Annotated in this window: 11 protein-coding genes; 7 read left to right on the forward strand and 4 right to left on the reverse strand. The window is 67.5% G+C overall.

Annotated features, from left to right (window positions below; translation table 11 throughout):
• The first annotated feature begins 531 nt into the window (after window positions 1-531).
• From ACIPEK_RS35115 to ACIPEK_RS35130, 4 genes are all read left to right on the forward strand, one after another.
• Window positions 532-1,545, forward strand: coding sequence for an integrase core domain-containing protein (locus ACIPEK_RS35115; protein ID WP_402004688.1), 1,014 nt, complete (start codon window positions 532-534; stop codon window positions 1,543-1,545).
• Window positions 1,546-2,446: 901 nt separating this feature from the next.
• Window positions 2,447-4,273: an ATP-dependent nuclease gene (locus ACIPEK_RS35120; RefSeq protein ID WP_402004691.1), complete on the forward strand. Its 1,827-nt coding sequence runs from the start codon at window positions 2,447-2,449 to the stop codon at window positions 4,271-4,273.
• 386 nt (window positions 4,274-4,659) lie between these two features.
• Entirely contained in the window at window positions 4,660-5,832 is a 1,173-nt protein-coding gene (locus ACIPEK_RS35125) for an exonuclease SbcCD subunit D (RefSeq protein ID WP_402004694.1), read from the forward strand.
• A complete protein-coding gene (locus tag ACIPEK_RS35130) occupies window positions 5,833-8,799 on the forward strand; it encodes an AAA family ATPase (RefSeq protein WP_402004697.1) in 2,967 nt (988 codons plus the stop codon).
• A gap of 151 nt (window positions 8,800-8,950) precedes the next feature.
• Here the strand turns inward: ACIPEK_RS35130 and ACIPEK_RS35135 are convergent, their stop codons facing one another.
• From ACIPEK_RS35135 to ACIPEK_RS35150, 4 genes are all read right to left on the reverse strand, one after another.
• On the reverse strand, window positions 8,951-12,283 hold the full coding sequence (locus ACIPEK_RS35135; protein ID WP_402004700.1) for a Helicase associated domain protein: 3,333 nt from the start codon (window positions 12,281-12,283) through the stop codon (window positions 8,951-8,953).
• An 85-nt stretch (window positions 12,284-12,368) separates the two neighbouring features.
• On the reverse strand, window positions 12,369-13,412 hold the full coding sequence (locus tag ACIPEK_RS35140; RefSeq protein WP_388928548.1) for a TniB family NTP-binding protein: 1,044 nt from the start codon (window positions 13,410-13,412) through the stop codon (window positions 12,369-12,371).
• A complete protein-coding gene (locus ACIPEK_RS35145) occupies window positions 13,403-15,517 on the reverse strand; it encodes a transposase (protein ID WP_402004796.1) in 2,115 nt (704 codons plus the stop codon). The genes ACIPEK_RS35140 and ACIPEK_RS35145 overlap by 10 nt, the downstream gene beginning before the upstream one ends.
• An 8-nt stretch (window positions 15,518-15,525) precedes the next feature.
• Window positions 15,526-16,290, reverse strand: coding sequence for a TnsA-like heteromeric transposase endonuclease subunit (locus ACIPEK_RS35150; RefSeq protein ID WP_402004703.1), 765 nt, complete (start codon window positions 16,288-16,290; stop codon window positions 15,526-15,528).
• A gap of 927 nt (window positions 16,291-17,217) precedes the next feature.
• Between ACIPEK_RS35150 and ACIPEK_RS35155 the strand changes: the two genes are divergently transcribed.
• The 3 genes from ACIPEK_RS35155 to ACIPEK_RS35165 are packed head-to-tail and all read left to right on the forward strand — an operon-like array spanning window position 17,218 to window position 19,980.
• Window positions 17,218-17,616 (forward strand): hypothetical protein, encoded by a 399-nt coding sequence (locus ACIPEK_RS35155; protein ID WP_402004706.1) that lies wholly within the window; start codon window positions 17,218-17,220, stop codon window positions 17,614-17,616.
• Window positions 17,613-19,769: a hypothetical protein gene (locus ACIPEK_RS35160; protein ID WP_402004709.1), complete on the forward strand. Its 2,157-nt coding sequence runs from the start codon at window positions 17,613-17,615 to the stop codon at window positions 19,767-19,769. The genes ACIPEK_RS35155 and ACIPEK_RS35160 overlap by 4 nt, the downstream gene beginning before the upstream one ends.
• Entirely contained in the window at window positions 19,753-19,980 is a 228-nt protein-coding gene (locus ACIPEK_RS35165; protein ID WP_402004711.1) for a hypothetical protein, read from the forward strand. Before ACIPEK_RS35160 ends, ACIPEK_RS35165 begins: the two co-directional genes overlap by 17 nt.
• Window positions 19,981-19,992: the final 12 nt, after the last annotated feature.

The following is a 19,992-nucleotide window of genomic DNA, read 5'->3' on the forward strand; positions in this document are numbered from 1 at the left end:
CCGCCGCTACATCATCTGGCGAAACCGCAATGCCGACAACCGGCACCTACGCGCCGTCGTGGACAGGGCAAACGTTGCCTGATCCGGCACTAGCGAAGACGGAATGGGTGTAAGGAAACTGAACCAGTGGTTGACGTCCCGTGAGTCGTCAGCGGCCTGCCAACTCTGGTGGATGGGCCGCTTTGCGGTGCTGGAGAGGGCCATAGCCGATGGACTCTCCTCTCTCGTCGTCTTGAGCCCATGGACGCCGGGAGGCCCGGACCAATACTGCGATCTGCGGTCCGTGGCGATGCCGCCGGGATATAGCTGGGCACCGACGCCGTCACAGAGATCCTCAGTGAACGTGGGAAGCGATCTGGCATCGCCCTTCCCGCCCGGCAGCCGGCCGGGCGGCGGGCAGGCGCGACGCCCGCTGATGACGCCAGATCGTGGCGGAGTCGCCGTAGTACTCCGAGGACGGGAAAGCCGTCCGCATGGGGAAGGGCGACAGCGTGATAGCAGCAGTGCTGCATTCTGTTGCTGCGTCGGCAGGTGGCCAAGGACGCCGAACTTCTTGTCCTGCGGCACGAGAACGCGGTGCTGCGCAGGCAACTTGCAGGTCCGGTGCGCTACGAGCCGGCGGACCGGCTGTGGTTCGCGGCGTTGTCCTCGTTGATACCCCGGCGTCGTTGGGCGCAGGTGTTCCCGGTGACTCCGGGCACCGTGCTGGCGTGGCATCGAAGGCTCGTGGCGCGGCGGTGGGACTACAGCAAGCGCCGGAGCAGGCCCGGCCGGCCACCGACCACGAAGGCGATCAAAGAGCTGGTGCTGCGGCTGGCCGCAGAGAATCCGCGTTGGGGGTGTCGCCGGATCCAAGGCGAGCTCGCGCGGCTCGGGCATCGGGTCGGAGCCTCCACGATCTGGGAGATCTTGACTGTTGCCGGAGTAGGCCCTGCTCCCCGTAGAGGTGGGCCGACGTGGCGAGAGTTCCTGACGGCGCAGGCCGACGGCGTCATCGCCTGCGACCTCCTGCACATCGACCTGGTGGATCTGCGCCGGGTCTACGCGCTGGTCTTCCTCGAGCACGGCACGCGCCGCCTGCACATCGCTGGTGTGACCGCGCATCCGACCGCGCAGTGGACGGTCCAGCAAGCCCGCAGCCTCGCCCTCGACCTGGGCCTGCGCTTGGAGTCGCTGCGCTTCTTGGTCCGCGACCGGGACCGCAAGTACACCGAGTCCTTCGACGCGGTCTTCGCGTCCGAGGGCATCGAGACCCTGAAGACGGCGCCGCGGGCCCCACGGATGAACGCGCACTGCGAAAGGGTCATCGGGACACTCCGGCGCGAGGCCCTTGATCACCTGCTGATCCTGAACGAAGCCCACGCTCGACGCGTGCTCGACATCTACGCCTTCCACTACAACGGCCATCGCCCCCACCAGGCCCGAGGGCAACTTCCTCCCCTCGCCCAGGAGCACCCGGCGCCCTCGACCGACTTGACCGCGCACCGACTCCTCCGCACCCGAGTACTGGGCGGCGTCATCAACGAGTACAGATACGCGGCTTGACCAGCAGCGATGAGTTTCTGAACGGCACAGGCGGGCCTCGTGCTGCGGCGGGCCGGCCGATGGCCGCTGCCTCGCTGGAGAAATGGACTGCGGTCTTCGGGTCGAAGGAAGACACGATCAAAAGCGCCCTCGGTTCATGGCGGCCCGCCTGTGCCACAACCCCGTCGCCTGGGCGCGGCGCCCCCGGTACCCGCTGCCGCTCCCCGCCTGCGAGGACGACGGTGAGATCACAGGCGCAGGGGCAATACCACCTCGACTTGGAGATTGAGGACCGGGCGGACAGAGACGAGGCTCCGAAGAGACTCGAAATCGTCCTTGCGGGGCTCTGCGTGAGCGAGTCGGCTCAGGTCGTTGTCTGCGACTGATCAAGCGGCTTTCAGCGGTCGCCCCCAACGGATGCCCTCTCGCTGCGGATGCGGGCGCGTTCCTTGCCTTCGGCGGCCAGGACCCTCTCTGTCAGCCCGGGGCGAACTCCAGGACTACGCCGTCCACGACCCTCTCCCGGCGCAGTTCCCCGGCTTCGGCCAGCAGCTGCTCGCGGCTGACCGGGCGGTGGCCGGCGGCGAACCGCTGCGCCTCATCGACACTAGCTGGGCTCCCGACAGCACTTTGTCCAGGAGGGCAAGGCCGATTGGTGGCTTCTGGGGGATACGCGGGGTCTGGCTCGGCACGCGCTCGCGCGAGACACAAGACCCGGCTGAGTGAAGCGAGATCAGAGCAGTCCCTGAACTGAGGCTGGTCGCTACCCGCCGGTCTGACTGGCTGAAACGGCAGGGCAGTTGTCCGGCACCGCTTAATATGACGGCCTGCGCTTGTGGCGCAGATGCCTCATCAGCATGCGGACACCCGCACGCCACACCCCTGTCCGGTCGGGGCGGGGGAGATACGGAGCAGTTTTCACGTGCATCTCGACAGCTTCTCCGCCTCCGGATTCCGCTCGCTGACCCAGGTTGCTGATATTCCTGTCAGCTCCCCGACCATCCTTGCCGGACGTAACGACGGTGGAAAGAGCGCTGTCCTGACGGCACTGTCCTTCCTCCTGGGCGTTCACCGTCTGACAGACGAGGACCGCACCTACCTGCAGGGCGACGGGTCCGCTGGCCGCCGCTGCGAGGAGACCTGGGTTGAGGGCACCTTCATCTTGGATGAGGCAGAACGCGCTCTCGCGGACCTTCCCGGCCAGATCAGGATCCGACGCATCGCACGAGCAGGAGAAGCAGCCTGCTGGGAGTATTACGGCCAGCAGCCGGCCGACAGCCGGCTGCACGGACTGAACCGGCTGCTTAAGCAGCCGCTCGCCGACCTCGTCGCGGAGTTCGGGCTCTCTCCGGCCGGCACTCTCAAGGAAGACCTGCTCGCCGCCGTGGCGGCTCACGCCCGCAGCGCACCTCAGGTCGAACAGTGGCAGCCGCTGCCCAAGCAGCTCGAGGCACGCCTGCCCCGCCTGCTCATGTTCGGTGGCAAGGACGAGAGCCCCGACGAAGCAGTGCGCACCGCATTGAACAACTGCTACGAAACCCATCTCGAGGACGAGGCCCTCCAGGGGCAGGTGCGACAGATCGAAGCGGAGATCACCCAGCGTCTGGAGAAGGAAGCCGACTCGCTGTGCCAGCACATTCGCCGGCACTGCGACGAGTTCGTCGGCGTCCAGGTTAGGCCTGAAGTCTCCTTCAGGAGCGGTTTCAAGAGGGCACCACTGGAGGTCTCCCGGGCCGACGGCGAACCCGTCGACCTGACTCGCTCCGGCCAGGGAAGCACTCGCCGCATCGCCCTCGCGGTATGGGAGTGGACCAGTAATCTCCTGGAAGAGGCTGAACTGGCCGCCGCGGGCGACCTGGACGGCGAGGAGCCGGCCCAGACGATCGTCGTCTATGACGAGCCCGACACCCACCTCGACTACCGGCACCAGCGCACGGTCATGGACATCATCCGTAAACAGTGCGCCCTGCCACATGTCAGCGTCATGGTCGCCACGCATTCCATGAACCTCATCGACGGCGTTGACATCGCCGACGTCATTCACCTCAAGCTCAATGACCATGGCCGCACCGTCGTCGAGCGCCTCGTCGACGATTGCCACGACGGCATCGACTTCCACCTCGGGCAGATCGCCGCAGCGTTGGGACTGCGCAACTCCGTCCTGCTCCACGAGCGCTGCTTCCTCGCCGTGGAGGGTGAAACCGAGCAGCAGTGCATCCCCCTGCTGTTCCGCCTTTCCCAGAACCTGTCCCTGCAAGCGGCCGGTATCGCCTTGTGGGCCTGTGAGAACAACGAGGGCGCCCTGCACCTGGCCCGCTACCTCGTCGAGCGCAAGCGTTCGGTCATGCTCATGATCGACGCGGACAGCCGCACGAACAAGCTGTTCAAAGACGAAAGACTCCGCAAAACAGGCCTCGACCTGGAAAAGCAGGTGGCCTACGTCGGAGAAGGCCTGGGCTTCAACGAGCTGGAAGAACTCTTTACCGACGAGCGTTGGGCCACTGCTGCCAACATCCGATGGCCCCGGCCCGCCCCACTGACCTGGAACGCCGACGACTTCGCCGCCCACCGCGGCACCAAGAAGTTCAGCGCCCGAATCCTCGACATGATCAAGGAGGAGGCAGGCGAGACCAGCCCCAATGGAAAACCCGCCATGCTCAACGGTCTGGTCACCACTCTCACTACTGCCGAGGACGTCCCCCAGCAGTTGCGGGACATCTTCGCCCAACTGCAGGAACTCGCTCACTGACCTGGCATCGGCCGCTGGGCACGGCGCGCCCGCATACGCTCCTTGCGCTGTTCATCGGTCGGTGATTCCCAGACATGCCAGCCCACCGGTTCCACCCATTGACGGGCATGGGAGCGAGCATCGATCCCGCACCACCTGCACCCGCCCGGCGCGGGAAAACAGCCAGCACGAGCAGACTTCTGAGAGGGCATCTCTCCTCCTTCCTACCCCCTTATCTTCCCTGCCGGCACTGACAATCACGCTTTGTGACGAAGCTCGTCAGCCTTGCCCCCGGCTGTACCGGTCGGCAGAAACCTTCCTCTCATCTACATCTATCTCCTCATAAACAGCGATGTTTATCTGAAAACCCACCCACGCCAGAGACAGCCTGGCTACGGTCACTTCGTATGAGGTTTCTGCACACTTCGGACTGGCATCTGGGCCGCCGGTTCCACGGGGAAGACCTGATCGATGCCCAGCACAAGGTCCTCGACTACATCTGCGACACCGCCCGCACCGAGCAGGTGGACGCACTGCTCGTCGCAGGTGACATCTACGACCGTGCCATCCCCAGCCTGGACGCGGTGCGCCTGTTCAGTCAGGGCCTGCACCGGCTCGCGGACCTGGGCATACCCACCGTCATGATCAGCGGGAACCACGACTCCGCACACCGCCTCGGTGTCGGTTCCGGCCTGCTCGCCCGGGCCGGCGTGCACCTGCGAACCGACCCGGCCGATGTCGCCACCCCCATCCTGCTGGAAGATACCGACGGCCCCGTCGCCATCTACGGAGTGCCCTACCTCGAGCCCACCCTGGTCCGCACGCACCTCGAAGCCGAAGCCGCCTCCCACCAAGCCGTCCTCACCTCAGCTCTGGACCGGATCCGCGCCGACCTGGCCACCCGCCCCGCCGGCACCCGCTCCGTCGTCCTGGCCCACGCCTTCATCACCGGCGCGACCAGCTGCACCAGCGAACGCGACATCAGCGTCGGCGGTGTCGACCACGCCGCCGCAAGTGTCTTCGACGGCATCGACTACGTCGCACTGGGCCACCTCCACGGCGCCCAGCAGATCAGCGACCGCATCCACTACAGCGGCTCCCCGCTGGCCTACTCCTTCTCCGAAACCGGGCACCGCAAGTCCCTGACCCTGATCGACCTGCCCGCAGGCGCTGCGCCCACCGTCACCCGAACCGCACTACCCGCAGACCTGCCGCCGCCGCTGGCCCGCCTGACGGGCCGCCTGGAAGACCTGCTGACCGACCCGGCCCACGAGACCCTGACCAAGTCCTGGCTGCACGTCACGCTCACCGACACCGCCCGCCCCTACGAACCCATGGCCCGCCTCAAACAGCGCTTCCCCCACACCCTGCAGCTCGAGCACATCCCCACCGCCATCCCCGCCCAGGCCACCACCAGCCCCACCTACAGCGAGCGGCTACGCGGCCGCGGCGACCTCGACATCACCCACGACTTCATCACCACCGTGCGGGGCACCCAGCCCACCGACGACGAACGCAGCCTCCTCCAGGAAGCGATCGACAACTCCCGCGTCAGCGCCCAGGAGAAGGAAACCGTCTAAATGCGCCTGCACACCCTGCACCTGCAGGCCTTCGGCCCCTTCGCCAGCACCCACACCGTTGACTTCGACACCCTGTCCGGCGACGGACTCTTCCTCCTGCACGGCGACACCGGCGCCGGCAAGAGCACCCTCTTCGCCGCGATCTGCGTCGCCCTCTACGGAGAGCCCCCCGTCGACCGCAACCTGCAGCTGCGCAGCGACCACGCCGCCCCGGACCTCCTGACCGAGGTGACACTCGAGGCCACCCTCGCCGGAAAACGCCTACGGATCCGGCGTATCCCCGCCCAGCTGAAACCGAAAGTCCGCGGGGAGGGCACCACCCCGCAGAAGGCCGAGACCTACCTGTCCGAATGGGCCCTGGACCCCTTCGGACAGGGCCGCTGGGAAGCACTGAGCAAGTCCCACCGGGAAGCCGCGGACGAGATCAAGGAACTGCTGGGCATGAGCCGGCAGCAGTTCTGCCAGGTCGTCCTCCTGCCGCAGAACGAGTTCACCAAATTCCTACGCGCAGGAGCCTCCGACCGCAAAGACATGCTCGGCAAGCTCTTCCACACCCACCGCTTCGGATCCATCGAGAACTGGCTGGCAGGCCGCAAGAACACCGTCGCCAAACAGCGAGACGAAGCACGCGCGGGCGTCCTGCGCCTGGCCGAACGCACCCAGCAGGAAGCCGGCGACGACCTCGAACCCGAACAGGGCGCACCTCTCGCCTCCGACCCCGCCACCCTCACCGGTCCCGCCCTAGCCTGGGCAACCGCCCTGCACACCAAGGCCACCACCCGTGAGCACGACGCAGTCACAGCCGCCGGCCTCGCGGAGAAGGAACTGGCAGCCTTCCGGAACAGAGAACGCGCCGTACGCGACCTCGCCGCCAACCAGGAAGCACACCGCGCAGCGCGCCACCAGCTCGAGACGCTGGAGGAACAGGCAGACCGGCAGGCCGAACTCAATCAGCAACGGCAACGTGCCCTGCAAGGACAGAAGGTGGCCCCGCTCCTGCACGCTGCCACCACCACCGCAGCCCAGCACACCTGTGCGCAGGAAGATGAACAGGAGGCCCGCACACTCCTGAACAACGAGCACACCACACTCAGCCCCGCCGAGCTCACCGATGCCGGACAGCATCTGCGCGCCGACATCGGCGCACTGCGCGCGCTGCTGCCCGACGAGGTCACCCTTCAGCAGTACGAGACAGATCTGCAGAAACTGGATGACGAACGCCAGGAACTGGCCCAGGACCTGCGCGACGCCGAAGCCTGGCTCAACGACGTACCGCAGCGCCGTAGAGACCTTCTCGCACGCCTTGAAGCTGCCCGCACCGCGGAGGAAACCAGCCGCGAACACGCCACCGCTCTGGCCCTGCTCGCTGGCCGCCTGGACGCAGCGAAACGCCGTGACACCTACGCCAAGCAGATCAGCAAAGCAGAGCAGGCCCTCCTCACCGCACAGGCCGCGACGAAGAGAGCCGCCCAGGAACACATCGACATCCGGCGCAGGCGCACCGACGGCATGGCCGCCGAACTCGCCCTCCAGCTCACCGAAGGCGAACCCTGCGCGGTCTGCGGCTCACCCACTCACCCCAACCCCGCAGCACCTCACCCCGACCAGCCCACGGCCGCCGACGAACAGGCCGCCGAAACCCGCCACACCCAGGCCCAGGACAAACAGCAAACCCACCAGGACAAACTGCAACAACTCACCGAACAGGCCGCCACCGCCCGAGGCGAGGCAGGCGGAGACACCCCCCTGACCGACCTCACCGCCGACCACACCACGCTCCAACAACACCTGACAGCAACCCTCGACGCCGCCGCCGACACCGGCCCAGCCACCGAGGAACTCGACGCCCTGGAACGACAGCACGCCCAGACCGACAGCGCCCGCACCGAAGCTGCCACCCGTCTGGCCGCCGCCGACGCCGGCTACGACCGCCTCGCCATCCAAACCCAGGACCTCGACCAAAGACTCGCCACCGCCCGAGCTGATGCCCCCACCCTCACCCAGCGCATCACGCAACTCACCCAGGCAGCCGACCGCCTCACCACCGCAGCCGAGCGGGCCAGCGCCACCGCCCGCACGGCCAAGGAACACCAGCAGACGACCGAACAAGCAGAAGAAGCCGCCCGCACGGCAGGATTCGACTCCCTCGACACCGCGGCACAAGCACTACTGTCCGACGACGCAATCCACACCCTGGAAGAAGAAATCAACCAGTGGCGCGAACAGCGTGCAGCCGCCACCGCCCGCCTCCAGGAACCCGCCCTCGCCTCAGCCGCAGCCCAGCCGCCCGCCGACCTTGAGGAAGCCACCGCACAACTCGAAGCCGCCACCACCCACCACACCCACGCGGCCACCAAAGCCGCACACGCCGCCGCACGCACCCGTGCCCTCGCCGACCTCCTCACCCAGCTCACCACCCACATCCAGCGCCTCGACCCCCTCGAAGACACCTACCACACCGTCGACCACCTCCACGGCCTGATCAACGGCACCTCGCCCAGCAACAAGCTCCGCATGCAGCTCGAGGCCTACGTCCTGGCCGCGCGCCTCGAAGAAGTCGTCGCGGCCGCCAACACCCGCCTTACCCGCATGTCAGAACACCGCTACACCCTCGTCCACTCCGACGACCGGGCCTCCCACGGCGCCCGCTCCGGCCTCGGCCTGAAGATCACCGACGCATGGACCGGAAAAGACCGCGACACCGACACCCTCTCCGGCGGCGAATCCTTCTTCGCATCCCTCTCCCTGGCCCTGGGCCTGGCCGACGTCGTCACCGCCGAATCAGGCGGACAGGCCCTCGACACCCTCTTCATTGACGAAGGCTTCGGCACCCTCGACGAGGACACCCTCCACCACGTTCTCGACGTCCTGGACTCCCTGCGCGCCCACGACCGCACAGTCGGTGTCATCAGCCACGTACCCGAACTACGCCGACGCTGTCCGCGCCCAGTGATCATGTGTTTTTAGTAGCTATCTGAGCTGGGATGTTCAGATAGCTGGTTGTCGCTGCGGGAGTTGCGTGTTGAGGGCCGGTTGCGGGCATGAAGGCGGAATGGTGGCTTGGGCCTGGGGCTTCATGCTGTTTGTGGCTGGGGTGTTCAGGTCTTTTGGTTGCTGCTCACTTTGGATGGGTCGCTGAGAGGCGCTCGTTCGTGGGGTTGAGGCTGATGGCGGTCAGGAGCGTGCGTTGGTCGGGGTGGAGTATGTGCCAGTTCGTCTGCTGTGTGGTGAGCCAGCGTCGTTGGCTTGTTGACGGGTGCTGGTCTTCGGTGAGGGGGGAGCGGAGAGCGGTGTAGGTGTGTTGCCAGCTGATTCTCCAGGGTGGGTTCCACCAGGGGTCGAGTGCTGCGAGTGCGTGTTCGTGGGGCCAGGGTTGGCCGGTGCGGCGTACGTGGGCGTTGGCGCGTTTGCGCTGCTCGTACAGCCACCAGCCCAAGGGGAATCCGTTGTGTTCGGTGTCGTAGTGGGCGGTGCCGAGGCCGTCATGGGTGTGTGCGTAGGAGCGGGCGTAGGGCAGGCCGCCGTCGATGGATGACGAGACGGTGGTGGGGCGTGGGCGGCTGGCGCCGGCTCGAGGGCGCCTGCGCGTTTCCTGCTGGGGCCGGGCGGCGTGCGCGTCCTTCGAGGTGATGCCGAGATGGGTGAGGAGTTGTCGTTGGTCTGGGTGGAGGTCGTCGTAGTTGATGCATTGGGTGAGCAGCCATCTGGTGGCGTCTGGGGGGAGGCCGGGGAAACCTGCCGCCGCGTTCAGGGTGCGGCCGCGGTTCTCGGCTTTGACGGCGTGGTAAGCGGCTTGCCATGGCAGGCCCCAGGGCGGGTTCCACCAGGGGTCAATGGCGTTGAGCGCGTCGGCGCGGTTGCGGGGGAGTCTGCCGTCGGTGGCTCGTTTGCGTTTGTCGGCGAGCCATGATCCGAGCTGGTAGCCGTCGTGGCTCTCGCTTCTGGGTACGGCGAGGTGTCCGTGCTGGGCGGTGTAGGAGCGGGCGTGGTCCAGGCCGGTGTCGAATGAGACTTGCTGGGTGACGCGGCGGGGCTGTGCGGTGCGGGCGTCGGCGGCAGTGATGCCGAGCTGTGCCAGCTTGTGCTGTTGCCCGGGGTGGAGGTGTGGGTGGCCGACGCATTGGGTGTAGAGCCATTGCCCAGTCCAGTCGGGGGTGCTGGGGAATCCTTGCTCGGGGAGGAGGACGAGGCCGTCTTCGACGAGTTTGCGGGCGGCTCGGTGGTTGATCTGCCAGTCCGCGTTCCACGGTGGGTTCCACCAGGGGTCGATGGCGGCCAGGAGCGGGTCGGCTGGGTAGGGAGAGGTGAACTTGGAGGTGTGGAGGTTGGCCTGTCGCCGTTGGCGGCTCAGCCAGGTGCCTATGGGGAAACCTTGGTGATGGTCGGATGGCGATGTGTTGAGGTCGCCGTGGAGTGCCGCGTAGGAGTGGGCGTAGTGGAGTCCCGTTTCCAGCGACGGGCTGTCGGTGGCGGGGTTGGGCCGGGCGGTTGCGGCAGCCTGCTCGGTCAGGCCGACGGCCGCGAGTTGCTGACGCTGTTTCACGGCCAGGCCGGGATAGGTCACGCATTGGGTGTACAGCCATTGGCCGAGTTCGTCGTCAAAGGCGGTGAAGGCGTTTTCTGGAGCGAGGGTGTGACCTGAGCCGACGAGGTCGCGCAATGTGTAGCAGGTTCGTTGCCAGTCGGAGGACCAGGGCGGCGCCCACCACGGATCCATTGCGTCCAGTTGTAGTGCGACAGCGGGGTCGAGTTTGCCGCGTCTGGCCCGTACGCGGAGGTTGGACAGCCATTGGCCGATGGGGAAGCCGTCGTGCGTGTCGGCTGCGCTGGCACACAGGTGCTTGTGCTGCTTCCAGTAGGAGCGGGCGTGGTCCAGTCCCTGGTTACGGGCTTCAGCGATGTTGCGGCGACGCGGCCGTGCGTGGCGGGCCGTTTCGGCGGTGATGCCGATCTGGGTCAGCAGTTTCCGCTGCTGGGGGTGGAGGCTGTCGTAGTTCTGGCACTGCTGGTATAGCCAGGTGCCGAGATTCTCGCTGGTGCCGGGGAAGCCCTGCTTGGGTCTGATGTTGGTCCCTGAGTCCAGCAGCCGTCGTGCGCGCAGGTAGATGCGCTGCCACAGCGTGCTCCACGGAGGATTCCACCATGGGTCGAGGTCGGACAGAGCCCGGCTGTGCTCGGGGGGAAGCTGGGGGCCTGTGGCGCGCTGGTTGGACAGCCACAGGCCGAGTTGGAACCCGTCCTTTTCGTGCCGGTAGGGAATGCACAGGTGTCCGTGTTCGGCAGCGAAGGCCCGGGCGAGGGCGAGGCCGCGGGCGAACCCCTGTGCGGTGTTGCCGCTGGCGTCGGCTTCTGCTTCGTCCGCGGTGCCTGCGGTTCGGGAGGGCCGGTCCGGATTGCTGCCGGCAGAGGCTGGGGTGCGATAGGCGGGCGCGACCCGCCACATGCTCACGGTGCGCTCGCGTTCACCGGCGCGGGAGCGCCAGCATGCTTGGAGCCACGCGGTGAGCGGCCCGGAATCACTGTCGGCCAGCACGCTGGCGAGCCAGGGCCGTCGTAGCCGTAGGGCGAGTTCGCGGATGAAGGATGGCGTGTCGGCGGGAACGTGCGGCCGGTGCCTGCCGGTGTCGGCCAGGACCTGGTGCTGCCAGAAGGGGCTGGCCAGCAGTCCTGCGAGGGTGACGGTGTCGGGGTAAGTGACCGCGTCCCGGGCAGCATGGGGCGAAAGTTCGGCGGCGGGGTTGGCGCGGGCGAGGCTTTCCAGCCGCTGCGCCCAGGCGGTTTCCTGAGGCCGGGCGGCATCCCACCAGGTGGCGATGATGGCCTGCGCGACCGGGTAGGCGTCTGCGGCATTCTCCCGGCGGCGTAGCAGTGCCGTGTGGCGGCCGCGGGCCTGTACGGTCTCGGGCAGTTGGGCCAGGCTCAGCTGGTTGCGGCCGGAGTTCTGATCCGGTACGTCCTGCGTGCCTGGCAGCCACATCTGGTGGCGAACGCAGAGGCGCTGGTGCGCCGCCATGTACAAGTGCGCCGGCTCGGTTCGGCCGGTACGGGCGGCGGTGCAGTGTGTGCAGGCGCCGCCGGTGGGCTCGATGGAGCTGGCGCTGTGGAAGGTGACTGCGGGTCCGGTGTCGTATCGGCCCTCAGGTTCGAACCGGGTCCAAGCAGGTAGGGCCCGGTGCAGGTGCTCTTGAGGCACTCGCGACAGGGCGGCGAAGCGAGCCCGGGCGTCGGCGTTGAAGTACACCTCGCCGTCGGGCTTGAGGGAGTCCATGGACTTTCTGTTGCCGAAGGCGAAGAACTCCGCGATCACGTCGGCAGCCGAGACCCCAAAGCGGCTGGCCAGGCGCTCGACAAAGGACAGCGTGGTCTCACGCGGCAGCGGCCGCACGCTTGCCGCGCACGGGAGGGAGGGGAATAGCAGGGACGACGGCCCGCGTGCCGGCGGTACGGTCACGGACGGTGCTCCCGATTTCCGTGAACGGGCGCCCGCGGGCAAAGGCGATCCGGTTCCAGACCGCGGGCGCCGCTGGAGCGGCGGGTCAACGCTTGTCCCCGGCGCGCTTGGCAGTAGCGCGGCGCTGCGCTGGCACGGGGGCGAGCAGCTGCTGCTCTGCGCGGATGTCCAGCTCGACATCCTCCAGCAGGCTCTTCGTTATGTTCTCGGTCCCGTCCATGATGGCCGTCACGGCGGCTTCTCGGAGCAGGTGAGACAAGCTGCCGAGCACTCCTGCGGTGCGGCGGTGCAGGTAGGCGGCCTGTTTGGCGAGCGACCCCGGGCGGTGGTTCCGCAGCCGAAGCGCGCCCTCCAGGTCACGGACCAGTTCCTGCCAGACATCGCGCTGCGCGGCGGTGCCGTAGGGCAGTGGGTCGTTGCGCAGCAGCTTGAAGCGTCCCGCGAGTTGCTGCCCACGCGGCCCGATCAGCAGTGGCGAGTCATGCACATCGACGCCCGCGTAGACGAAGGTGGCCGGGATCCGCTCGCCCAGGTGCTTGATCTGATCCGAGGTTTCCGCACCGGAACGGGTGCGGGTGTCGAGCAGATGGATGTCGTCGACCAGGACGAGCTGGGTGCGCAGCTCGCACAGCGTCGCGCATACGGCGTCGGTGATCGCTGCCTGGTTCATGCGCTGCAGGACCGGCAGGCCCAGGAACCGGGCGAATTCGGTGACCAGCATCTTCGGGGTCGACGCAGGCGGTACGGAAACGAAGGCCACCGGAAGCCGGTCTTGAACACCCGGATGCTTGCGCCGGTCCGTCAGCTCGAAAATCCGCCCCAGTTCCATGAGCGTGGTGGTCTTGCCGGTGTTCGGAGGCCCGGAGACGATCAGCCCGCGCCTCGCGGTGCCGCGGTGGCGGCGGTTGACCAGCAGCATCCGCTGCAGCTGTATCGACACCCTCTCCATGGCGGGAGTAGCCACCACGACGAACTGCGAGTGGTAGTCCAGCCGCTGCTCCCGGCTCCAGCCTGAGTCATCGGCCACCGCTGTGGCCGGTGCGCTGTCGACGTAGCGCTGCCAGCCCACCCAGGTGCTGACCGGGTCGAAGGCGTCATCAACATCCGGGGTAAATTCTGCTAGAGCCACTGGTCGGCCTCCGCATAGGGGTTCAGCAGTCGGGATGTGTAGGGCCGCACGTCACCGGACGACGCGTCGTCGCCCTCTTCGCCTTCGTCGAAGCCGGCAAGGTCGTCGTACGGCTCCTCCGGGTCGAGATCGAGCTGTCTCCTCTCACCGACGTCCGATACGAAGGCAGGAGGCGAAGACTCCTCTGCAGTCCCGGCTGTCGGACCGCCGACGGCGACAGATGAAGTGGCAGAGGCGCGCGCCGCCACCGTGCGCTCGCGGCGTGTGCCTTCTCCGGCGCCAGCGCGCCTGAGTAGCGCGTCCAGGGCCCGGGCCAGGGCGAGTTCGTGCTCGTCGCGGTCCGCGGTGCGCGCTACTGTCTTGCGGATGTGCCGCCAGGTGTAGTCGGTGAACGGCATGTTCACCTGGGTGGTGTGGATCCACGGCACCTCCACGAAGCCGTCCGGCAGCCGCACCCAGATCCGTGCCGGTTCGTAAGGGTTGTAGTGGACCTCCCAGCGCTCGCCCCTGGCAGAGCTGCCCGATCGGCGCCGCCGGTGCCCGTTGAGGGCCTTGCCATCGTAGGTGCGGTAGTCGAAGCGGATGCCGTAATCGTTGATGACCTGCCACCTCACCGGCAGCAGCTCGATGTGGTTGTCCGGTGCCAGCGGCACGGGCACATATCCGGTGACGCCCACCAGCGCTGCCCACATCTGGATCGGTGACAGTTCCAGATGAGGCAGGAGGGGATGCCGCAGCGAAGAGTGCTTGCGCGCGTGCCACCCCGCTACCAGCCATTCGTCGAACAGTTCCTGCAACTGCGGCAGCGTCCACCGGGCCTCGTCCTCAACGCCCTTGCCGCGCTCGGTGGCATTGGACCCGGTGTATCCCGCGACGTACTGGCAGAACTGCTGATTGACCGACTTGAACGTGCGCTCCACGTGGCCTTTCGCCGGACCGTTCGCCGGCGGCGCGGGCTGCAGAGACACCCCCAGGCTCCCGCACGCTGCCAGGAACGAGGAGGATACGAACACCCGTCCCTGGTCCACGATCACCGTTTCCGGCACGATCACAGGCCGGGCAGCGGCTCCCTTCAGCCGCTCGTCCAGACTCAGCAGCCGCTCGTAGGGGACCACCGACCGCTGCAGCGCTAGCGCCGCGTCCCAGCCCGGACGCATCCGCATCGGCGCCACCATCTCCGCCAGCAGCACCGCCGCATCCACCGCGCTGGTACCCGGCGGCCGCAGCACCGCAGCACAGATGCTCCGCGTCGCCACGTCCACAGCCAGCGTCAGCTCCGGCCGGCCCGTCACCCCGTCCGCCAGCACCGCCACCACATCCAATGGAGTGCTGTCCATCATCACCATCTCGCCAGGACGCAACGCCACCGTCGGCACGAACGGAGGCGTCGGCCGCGACGCATGCCAGCGCCGCTGCGCCGCAGTACCCAACATGCCCTGGCCATCGGCCAGCGCATGCACCAGCCGGTTGAACGTCGACTGCGGCGGCACCCCCACCGCCCCCGGGCCATGCTGATCCTCCAAGAACCACCGCACCTGGTCGCGCAGACGCGTCAACGTACCCGTGGACCTGTCCCGCTGCTCCTCAAGCACCGCCACGACCGCGTCCACCACCCGCGGATCCGCCCGACCTACCGCAGACCTGGGCCGGGTGGTGCGCTGGTCAACCAGCCCCCACACACCCTGGTCCCGGTAACGCACCCGCATCCGCCGCACGGTAGCCACGCTCGTCGGCAGGCCGCTGGCGGTCAGTTCCTCGGCCTTGGCCGCCTCCCGCTGCGCCAAGGTATGCACCGCGGGGTCGTACCGCGGCCTCGGCGTCCCGCCCACCGGGTCAGGGATGCCCGTTTCCACCTCTCGCACGTGCCGCTCCCAGCTCAGCGCCTGCTCCCGCACCGGATCAGGCAGCGCGTCGAGCAGTGCGAACGGCGGTACCTGAGGTCGGGGAGCGCCGCAGACCTCGAAGTGCGGGTCGGCGAACAGGTGGGGCAGTGACACAGCTGCGACCGCGCCCGCGTCATCGACCAGCCGCCCCCGGACTCCCTCCAGAACCGCAACAGTCCATGTGCGCTCGTCCCAGTGCACCTGATCGCCGACGCTGAGCATGCCGCGTTTCACGCTGCCACCCTTTCGGCGGCGGCACTTACGACCGTCCGCTCGTGCAGGGGAAGCTCCAGGTTCGTGTTGAGTACCCCGCCCCATAGGGCGTGGAAGACAGCCGGCCATACAGCAATCGGATCCCCGAGCCGCGAGACACCCTCCTCAAGCGGCTGCGGGCGGGCGAAGCACGCCGCGACCTCTGCCATCCGGCCGCTGCCGCCGTTGCGGGGATGGCGGTACCCCGACAGCCACCGGACATTGGCGGCAACCACCGGCTCCGGCGGTAGGGCGATGCGATAGCGCCACCCGGCCGCCTCCACTACTGCCCTCACTTCTGAGGCTCGTTCCTTCAGCCGCTTGGAGACCCCGTCGCGTCCTGCGCAGTCGACCAGCACACCGCTTCCATCCCGGAGCCGGGCCATCAAATGCGGGGTGTGCACAACGGTCTCGCCGCCGTGCCCCAGCCATGCCAACTCCACCGGGCTGCACGCCATAGAAACCACATCCGGATCACGGTCCAGCAGCATGACTTGCGTGCGCATCGCCCCGAACCCGTAGTGCACCAGCTGTCCGGAGGTTGCCGACCACCACCAGCCAGGTGCCACACGGCGCCCCCGACGTACGGGGAACATCCGCACCGGCGTCAGCTCTTCGAGCGCGAGCCCCTGCGCGACGTGCAGCCATGGCAAATGCTGGAGTTCTCCGGCAGCGCCGACGAAGCGCGCCTCGATTCGACTGGTCGCCGCGAGGGCATCCGTCGGCGGCAAGAGGGTGTTCATGACCACCAGCCAACATCGACTCAGTTGAACTGCACACTGTTCACTTACAATGAATTTCCCACCGAATTCTGAACCGGACCGCCTTGCCCACCGACTGCTTCTCTGCACCCGCGTGTGCCATGTGCGGAACCGGGCATGGGCCACCTGAGACTTGGCGGCGGCCGCTCGCCAGGCCGCCCTATACCGGTCGGCACGCGCGGCCGACGGTGCAACTGGCAAGACCCGGCTGGGTGGCCGGGTCTTGTCGGCGATGGAGTCGGTGTCGATGTTGGCGCCATGTGCTGGTCGACAGCCCCTTGCAAGGTCAGCATCGGCAGGATGGGGTGGCCGAAGCCAGGGGCGCGGCGTTGCACGGTCGAAGGTCTCGGCTGCTCCCACCCGAACGGGTGAAGGTGCCGCTGTCCGCCGCCACTACCTGTCCCACCGCACGTACTCCTGCGCCTTCTGGAACGCTGGTGGGCATCTTGGTTCAGCCGTTGAGGGCGCGTTGTAGAAGGAGGCCGGCTTCAGCAGCGGATCGTTCGTCGTCCCCGCTGTGGACTGGGCCAGGTCCACCCGTGCACGCAGGACCTCATTCCGGGCGTGCACCAGCGCCCCCTTCCCTGGGAGCGATTGGCGGCCCAGTCCGGATTGCGTTCGGGCGTCGGTACCCGATCCGCGGAGATCGAGGCGCATGACATGCCACTTGATGTGCTGCCGGACGAGAACGTGGACAAGAGGACGACGGCCTGACGGATCACTCCGTTCCGCACCCACGTGCCGGTGAACCGGCTGACTTGTCGTCGTCAGTAACGTGATGCCGTCGGCCGTCTGGTTTCAGTCATTCTCGCCAACTCTGTCTCTCTGCGCCGGCATCTCTGAGACCGTTCCTGATTGCAGTGAGTGATCGTTTAGTTACTCGGTAGATCTTGAATGGGGGCGAGGGCCGTGTTGGAACAGGCACAGCTGGTGGGAATGGCGGGGGCGGCCGCAACCGCACTGGTCGCGGAGATGACCAAGGAGAGCTGGGCGTCGATGCGCTCTCTGGCGGCGCGACTCTTCCGGCGCGGTGGCCAGGAGGAGGAAGAACGCCAGCTCGCCCGGCTCGACGCCGACCAGGTGCAGGCGGCCACGCTGGATCAAGCGGCCCTGCGGGAGAGGTGGAACCGGCGGCTGCTGACCCTGGTGGAAGACTTCCCCGAAGCAGCCGACGACCTCGCCGCCCTGGCGCGCCGCAAGCCGGAGGAGCAGCAGGGTGGGGTGAACCAGAGCGCACAGAACAACACCGGCTCGGTCATCCAGATCGGCAGGGACAACTCCGGCGGTCTGAACACGGAGCGAAGGTGACCACGCCGGACGGGCAGGGCCTGCCCCAGCCTCGCACCAGCCCGCCGCCTTTCGGGCAGTCCGCCGTCGGCAACGCCGGCCCCACCGTCCAGGTCGGCGGTTCCAATACAGGCAACATCAACATCACGGACCGACCCAAACTACCGGTCATTGCCATTCCGCGCGGCGACCGGGAGGCAGCCCTGGAACCGCTCTGGGCACACACTCCCACCCCGCAGCAGGCCGCGAACCTCCTTGCTGCACACGGCCTCGCCGTCATCGTGGGAGAACGCGGCACGGGACGGCGTATCTCAGCAGTCCGCGCCCTGCACACCCACCTTTCCACCCCCGCAGGGCCTCCCCACCTCTACGATCTCGCAGCCGACTGGGAGGACGACGAAGTCCCGGAACGGGAAGTCCTGCCCGAGCCGATCGCCGGGCACGGCTACCTGATCGATGCGGCCTCGCGCCTGATGTCCGAGAACGCCGCCCGCGCTCTCATGACCTGGGCGGAAGAACTCCACGCCGGCGGCAGTTGCCTGATCATCATCGGCAACCAGCGGGACTGGCGCGGAGACAGCCGCTTCAAGATCGGAGCGGTACGCCCCGACGCAGTCCAGGTCGCCCGCAACCACCTTGCTCACGCCGGCAGCCACGCGCAGGCGGGGTGGCTGCAACAGGATGCCCAGCGTGTTGTGACACGCGGCCTGCTCCGCCAGGCCGCCCCCGACCGGACCGTCGGCATCCTGTCCGACCTCCTCACCCGCAGTGTCAGCCCCTTCGATGCTGTCGCGATCGCCGGACGCCTGCGCAACATCGACCCCGATCGACTGGCCCTTGCTGTCGAACGCAGAGAAAACCCACCCTCTTCGCCGGAGTACGAGCAGGGAGCCAGGGAGCTGCGGCGCATCCGGGAGGAGGTCCTGCTATGGACCAACTTCCTGGAGCAGACGCTCACCGGCACGGGCACCCGCGGCCAGGACCGGATGATGCTGCTCGCCGCCGCCTACCTCGAAGGCGCCCCCCTCGAACTGTGCATCAAGGCAGCCACCGCGTTCGGCTCCCGCGACGAGGCACTCGCACGCCGCTACCGGGAAGGCCGCAGCCCCCGGCGCCGACTGGCTGACGTCGGTGTCGACATCACTGCCAACGACACAGCTGCCTTTCACAGCCGCCCAGGACTCGCCCTCTCCGCCATCCGTATGGACTGGCACCACTGGGCCGACGAACGAAAGGAAACCAGGGAGTGGCTCGCCCGTATCACGGCCCCCGACGGCGTCGCCAAGGACTGCGCTGAGCAGATCGGATCCCGGCTGCTGGAGCTGTCCATCACAGAGGTGGAATCCCCCTTCTTCACCATCCTCGACACCTGGACCACCACCTCCCCCGACGAACAACGCCTCCGCACCGTCACCGCACTCATCACCCGAGCTGCGGAGACCGAAGAACTCGCGCGAGCCGCGCACAAACAACTGCTGGACTGGGCGGCAAAGGGCGACGCGCATCGGCGGAAGGTCGCTGCCTGGGCCTGCAGTGGCCGCTACGGCATGCGATGGCCGCACATGGCGCTCGTTCGGCTACGCCACATCCTGGCCATCGACGATGAAGCAACCGGCATCGCAGCGACCGCCCTGACAGCCCATGCGGCCGCGAGTACCGACGGTTTGCGACGAGTCGTCGAAACGGTTGAGACCTGGTTCGAGAAATACCCGACTCATCTCGCCGGCCCTCGAGCTTTCCTAGCACTCACCGATCCCGCACACAACGTCCTGGACACCCTGGTGAGCGCGGCACACGCGGCCCCGGCTATCCGGGACTTCTTGATCAACGGCTGGATGCAGACCCTGCGACAGCCAGACGTGCGCGACTACGCCCACCAGGTTCTCCTCGGCTGGGCCCGAGCCGCCCACGAAGGCCGGCTGAACCGCACCGCCACCTTCGGCATCCTCACCGACGTCCGCAACGCCCACACCCCCCTCGACGCCATGTCCCGCTTCCTGTACGGAAGCCCGGACCAAGACGACCACGCCCTGATCGAAGCGCGCTTCGCCCTGGCCAACCTCCGGGCCTGCAACCACACCCAGTGCTCCGAACCCCACTGCCCACTCAGGGAAGCTGTTGGCCCTCTCCCGGACACCAGCACTGCCGGAGGCACAGGTGAGCCCCCATCGTGACGCCTCCGCAGCACACCAGCGCATCAAGTTTCCGCTGAGCCGGTGGCTGCTGGCACCACTGACCACACGGCGCGCCCGGCGTCTGGCAGCGGCGTACGGACCCGGCATGGACGCACGCACCGCCTGGGCGCTGGCCCGGACAACTACTCACCCCGAAGAGATCTCCTTCGCCATGAACCATCTGAGTCAAGACAAAGAAGACGATTCATAACCGATGAACCAC

This window comes from Streptomyces sp. NPDC088246 (assembly GCF_044741025.1).
In the GTDB taxonomy this organism is placed as follows: Bacteria; Actinomycetota; Actinomycetes; order Streptomycetales; family Streptomycetaceae; genus Streptomyces.

Bases quoted from the DNA above. Each gene is read 5' to 3' on its own strand.
- ACIPEK_RS35125 (WP_402004694.1), top strand. From the start codon at position 4,660: ATGAGGTTTCTGCACACTTCGGACTGGCATCTGGGCCGCCGGTTCCAC.
- ACIPEK_RS35145 (WP_402004796.1), bottom strand. From the start codon at position 15,517: ATGCTCAGCGTCGGCGATCAGGTGCACTGGGACGAGCGCACATGGACT.
- ACIPEK_RS35130 (WP_402004697.1), top strand. From the start codon at position 5,833: ATGCGCCTGCACACCCTGCACCTGCAGGCCTTCGGCCCCTTCGCCAGC.
- ACIPEK_RS35150 (WP_402004703.1), bottom strand. From the start codon at position 16,290: ATGAACACCCTCTTGCCGCCGACGGATGCCCTCGCGGCGACCAGTCGA.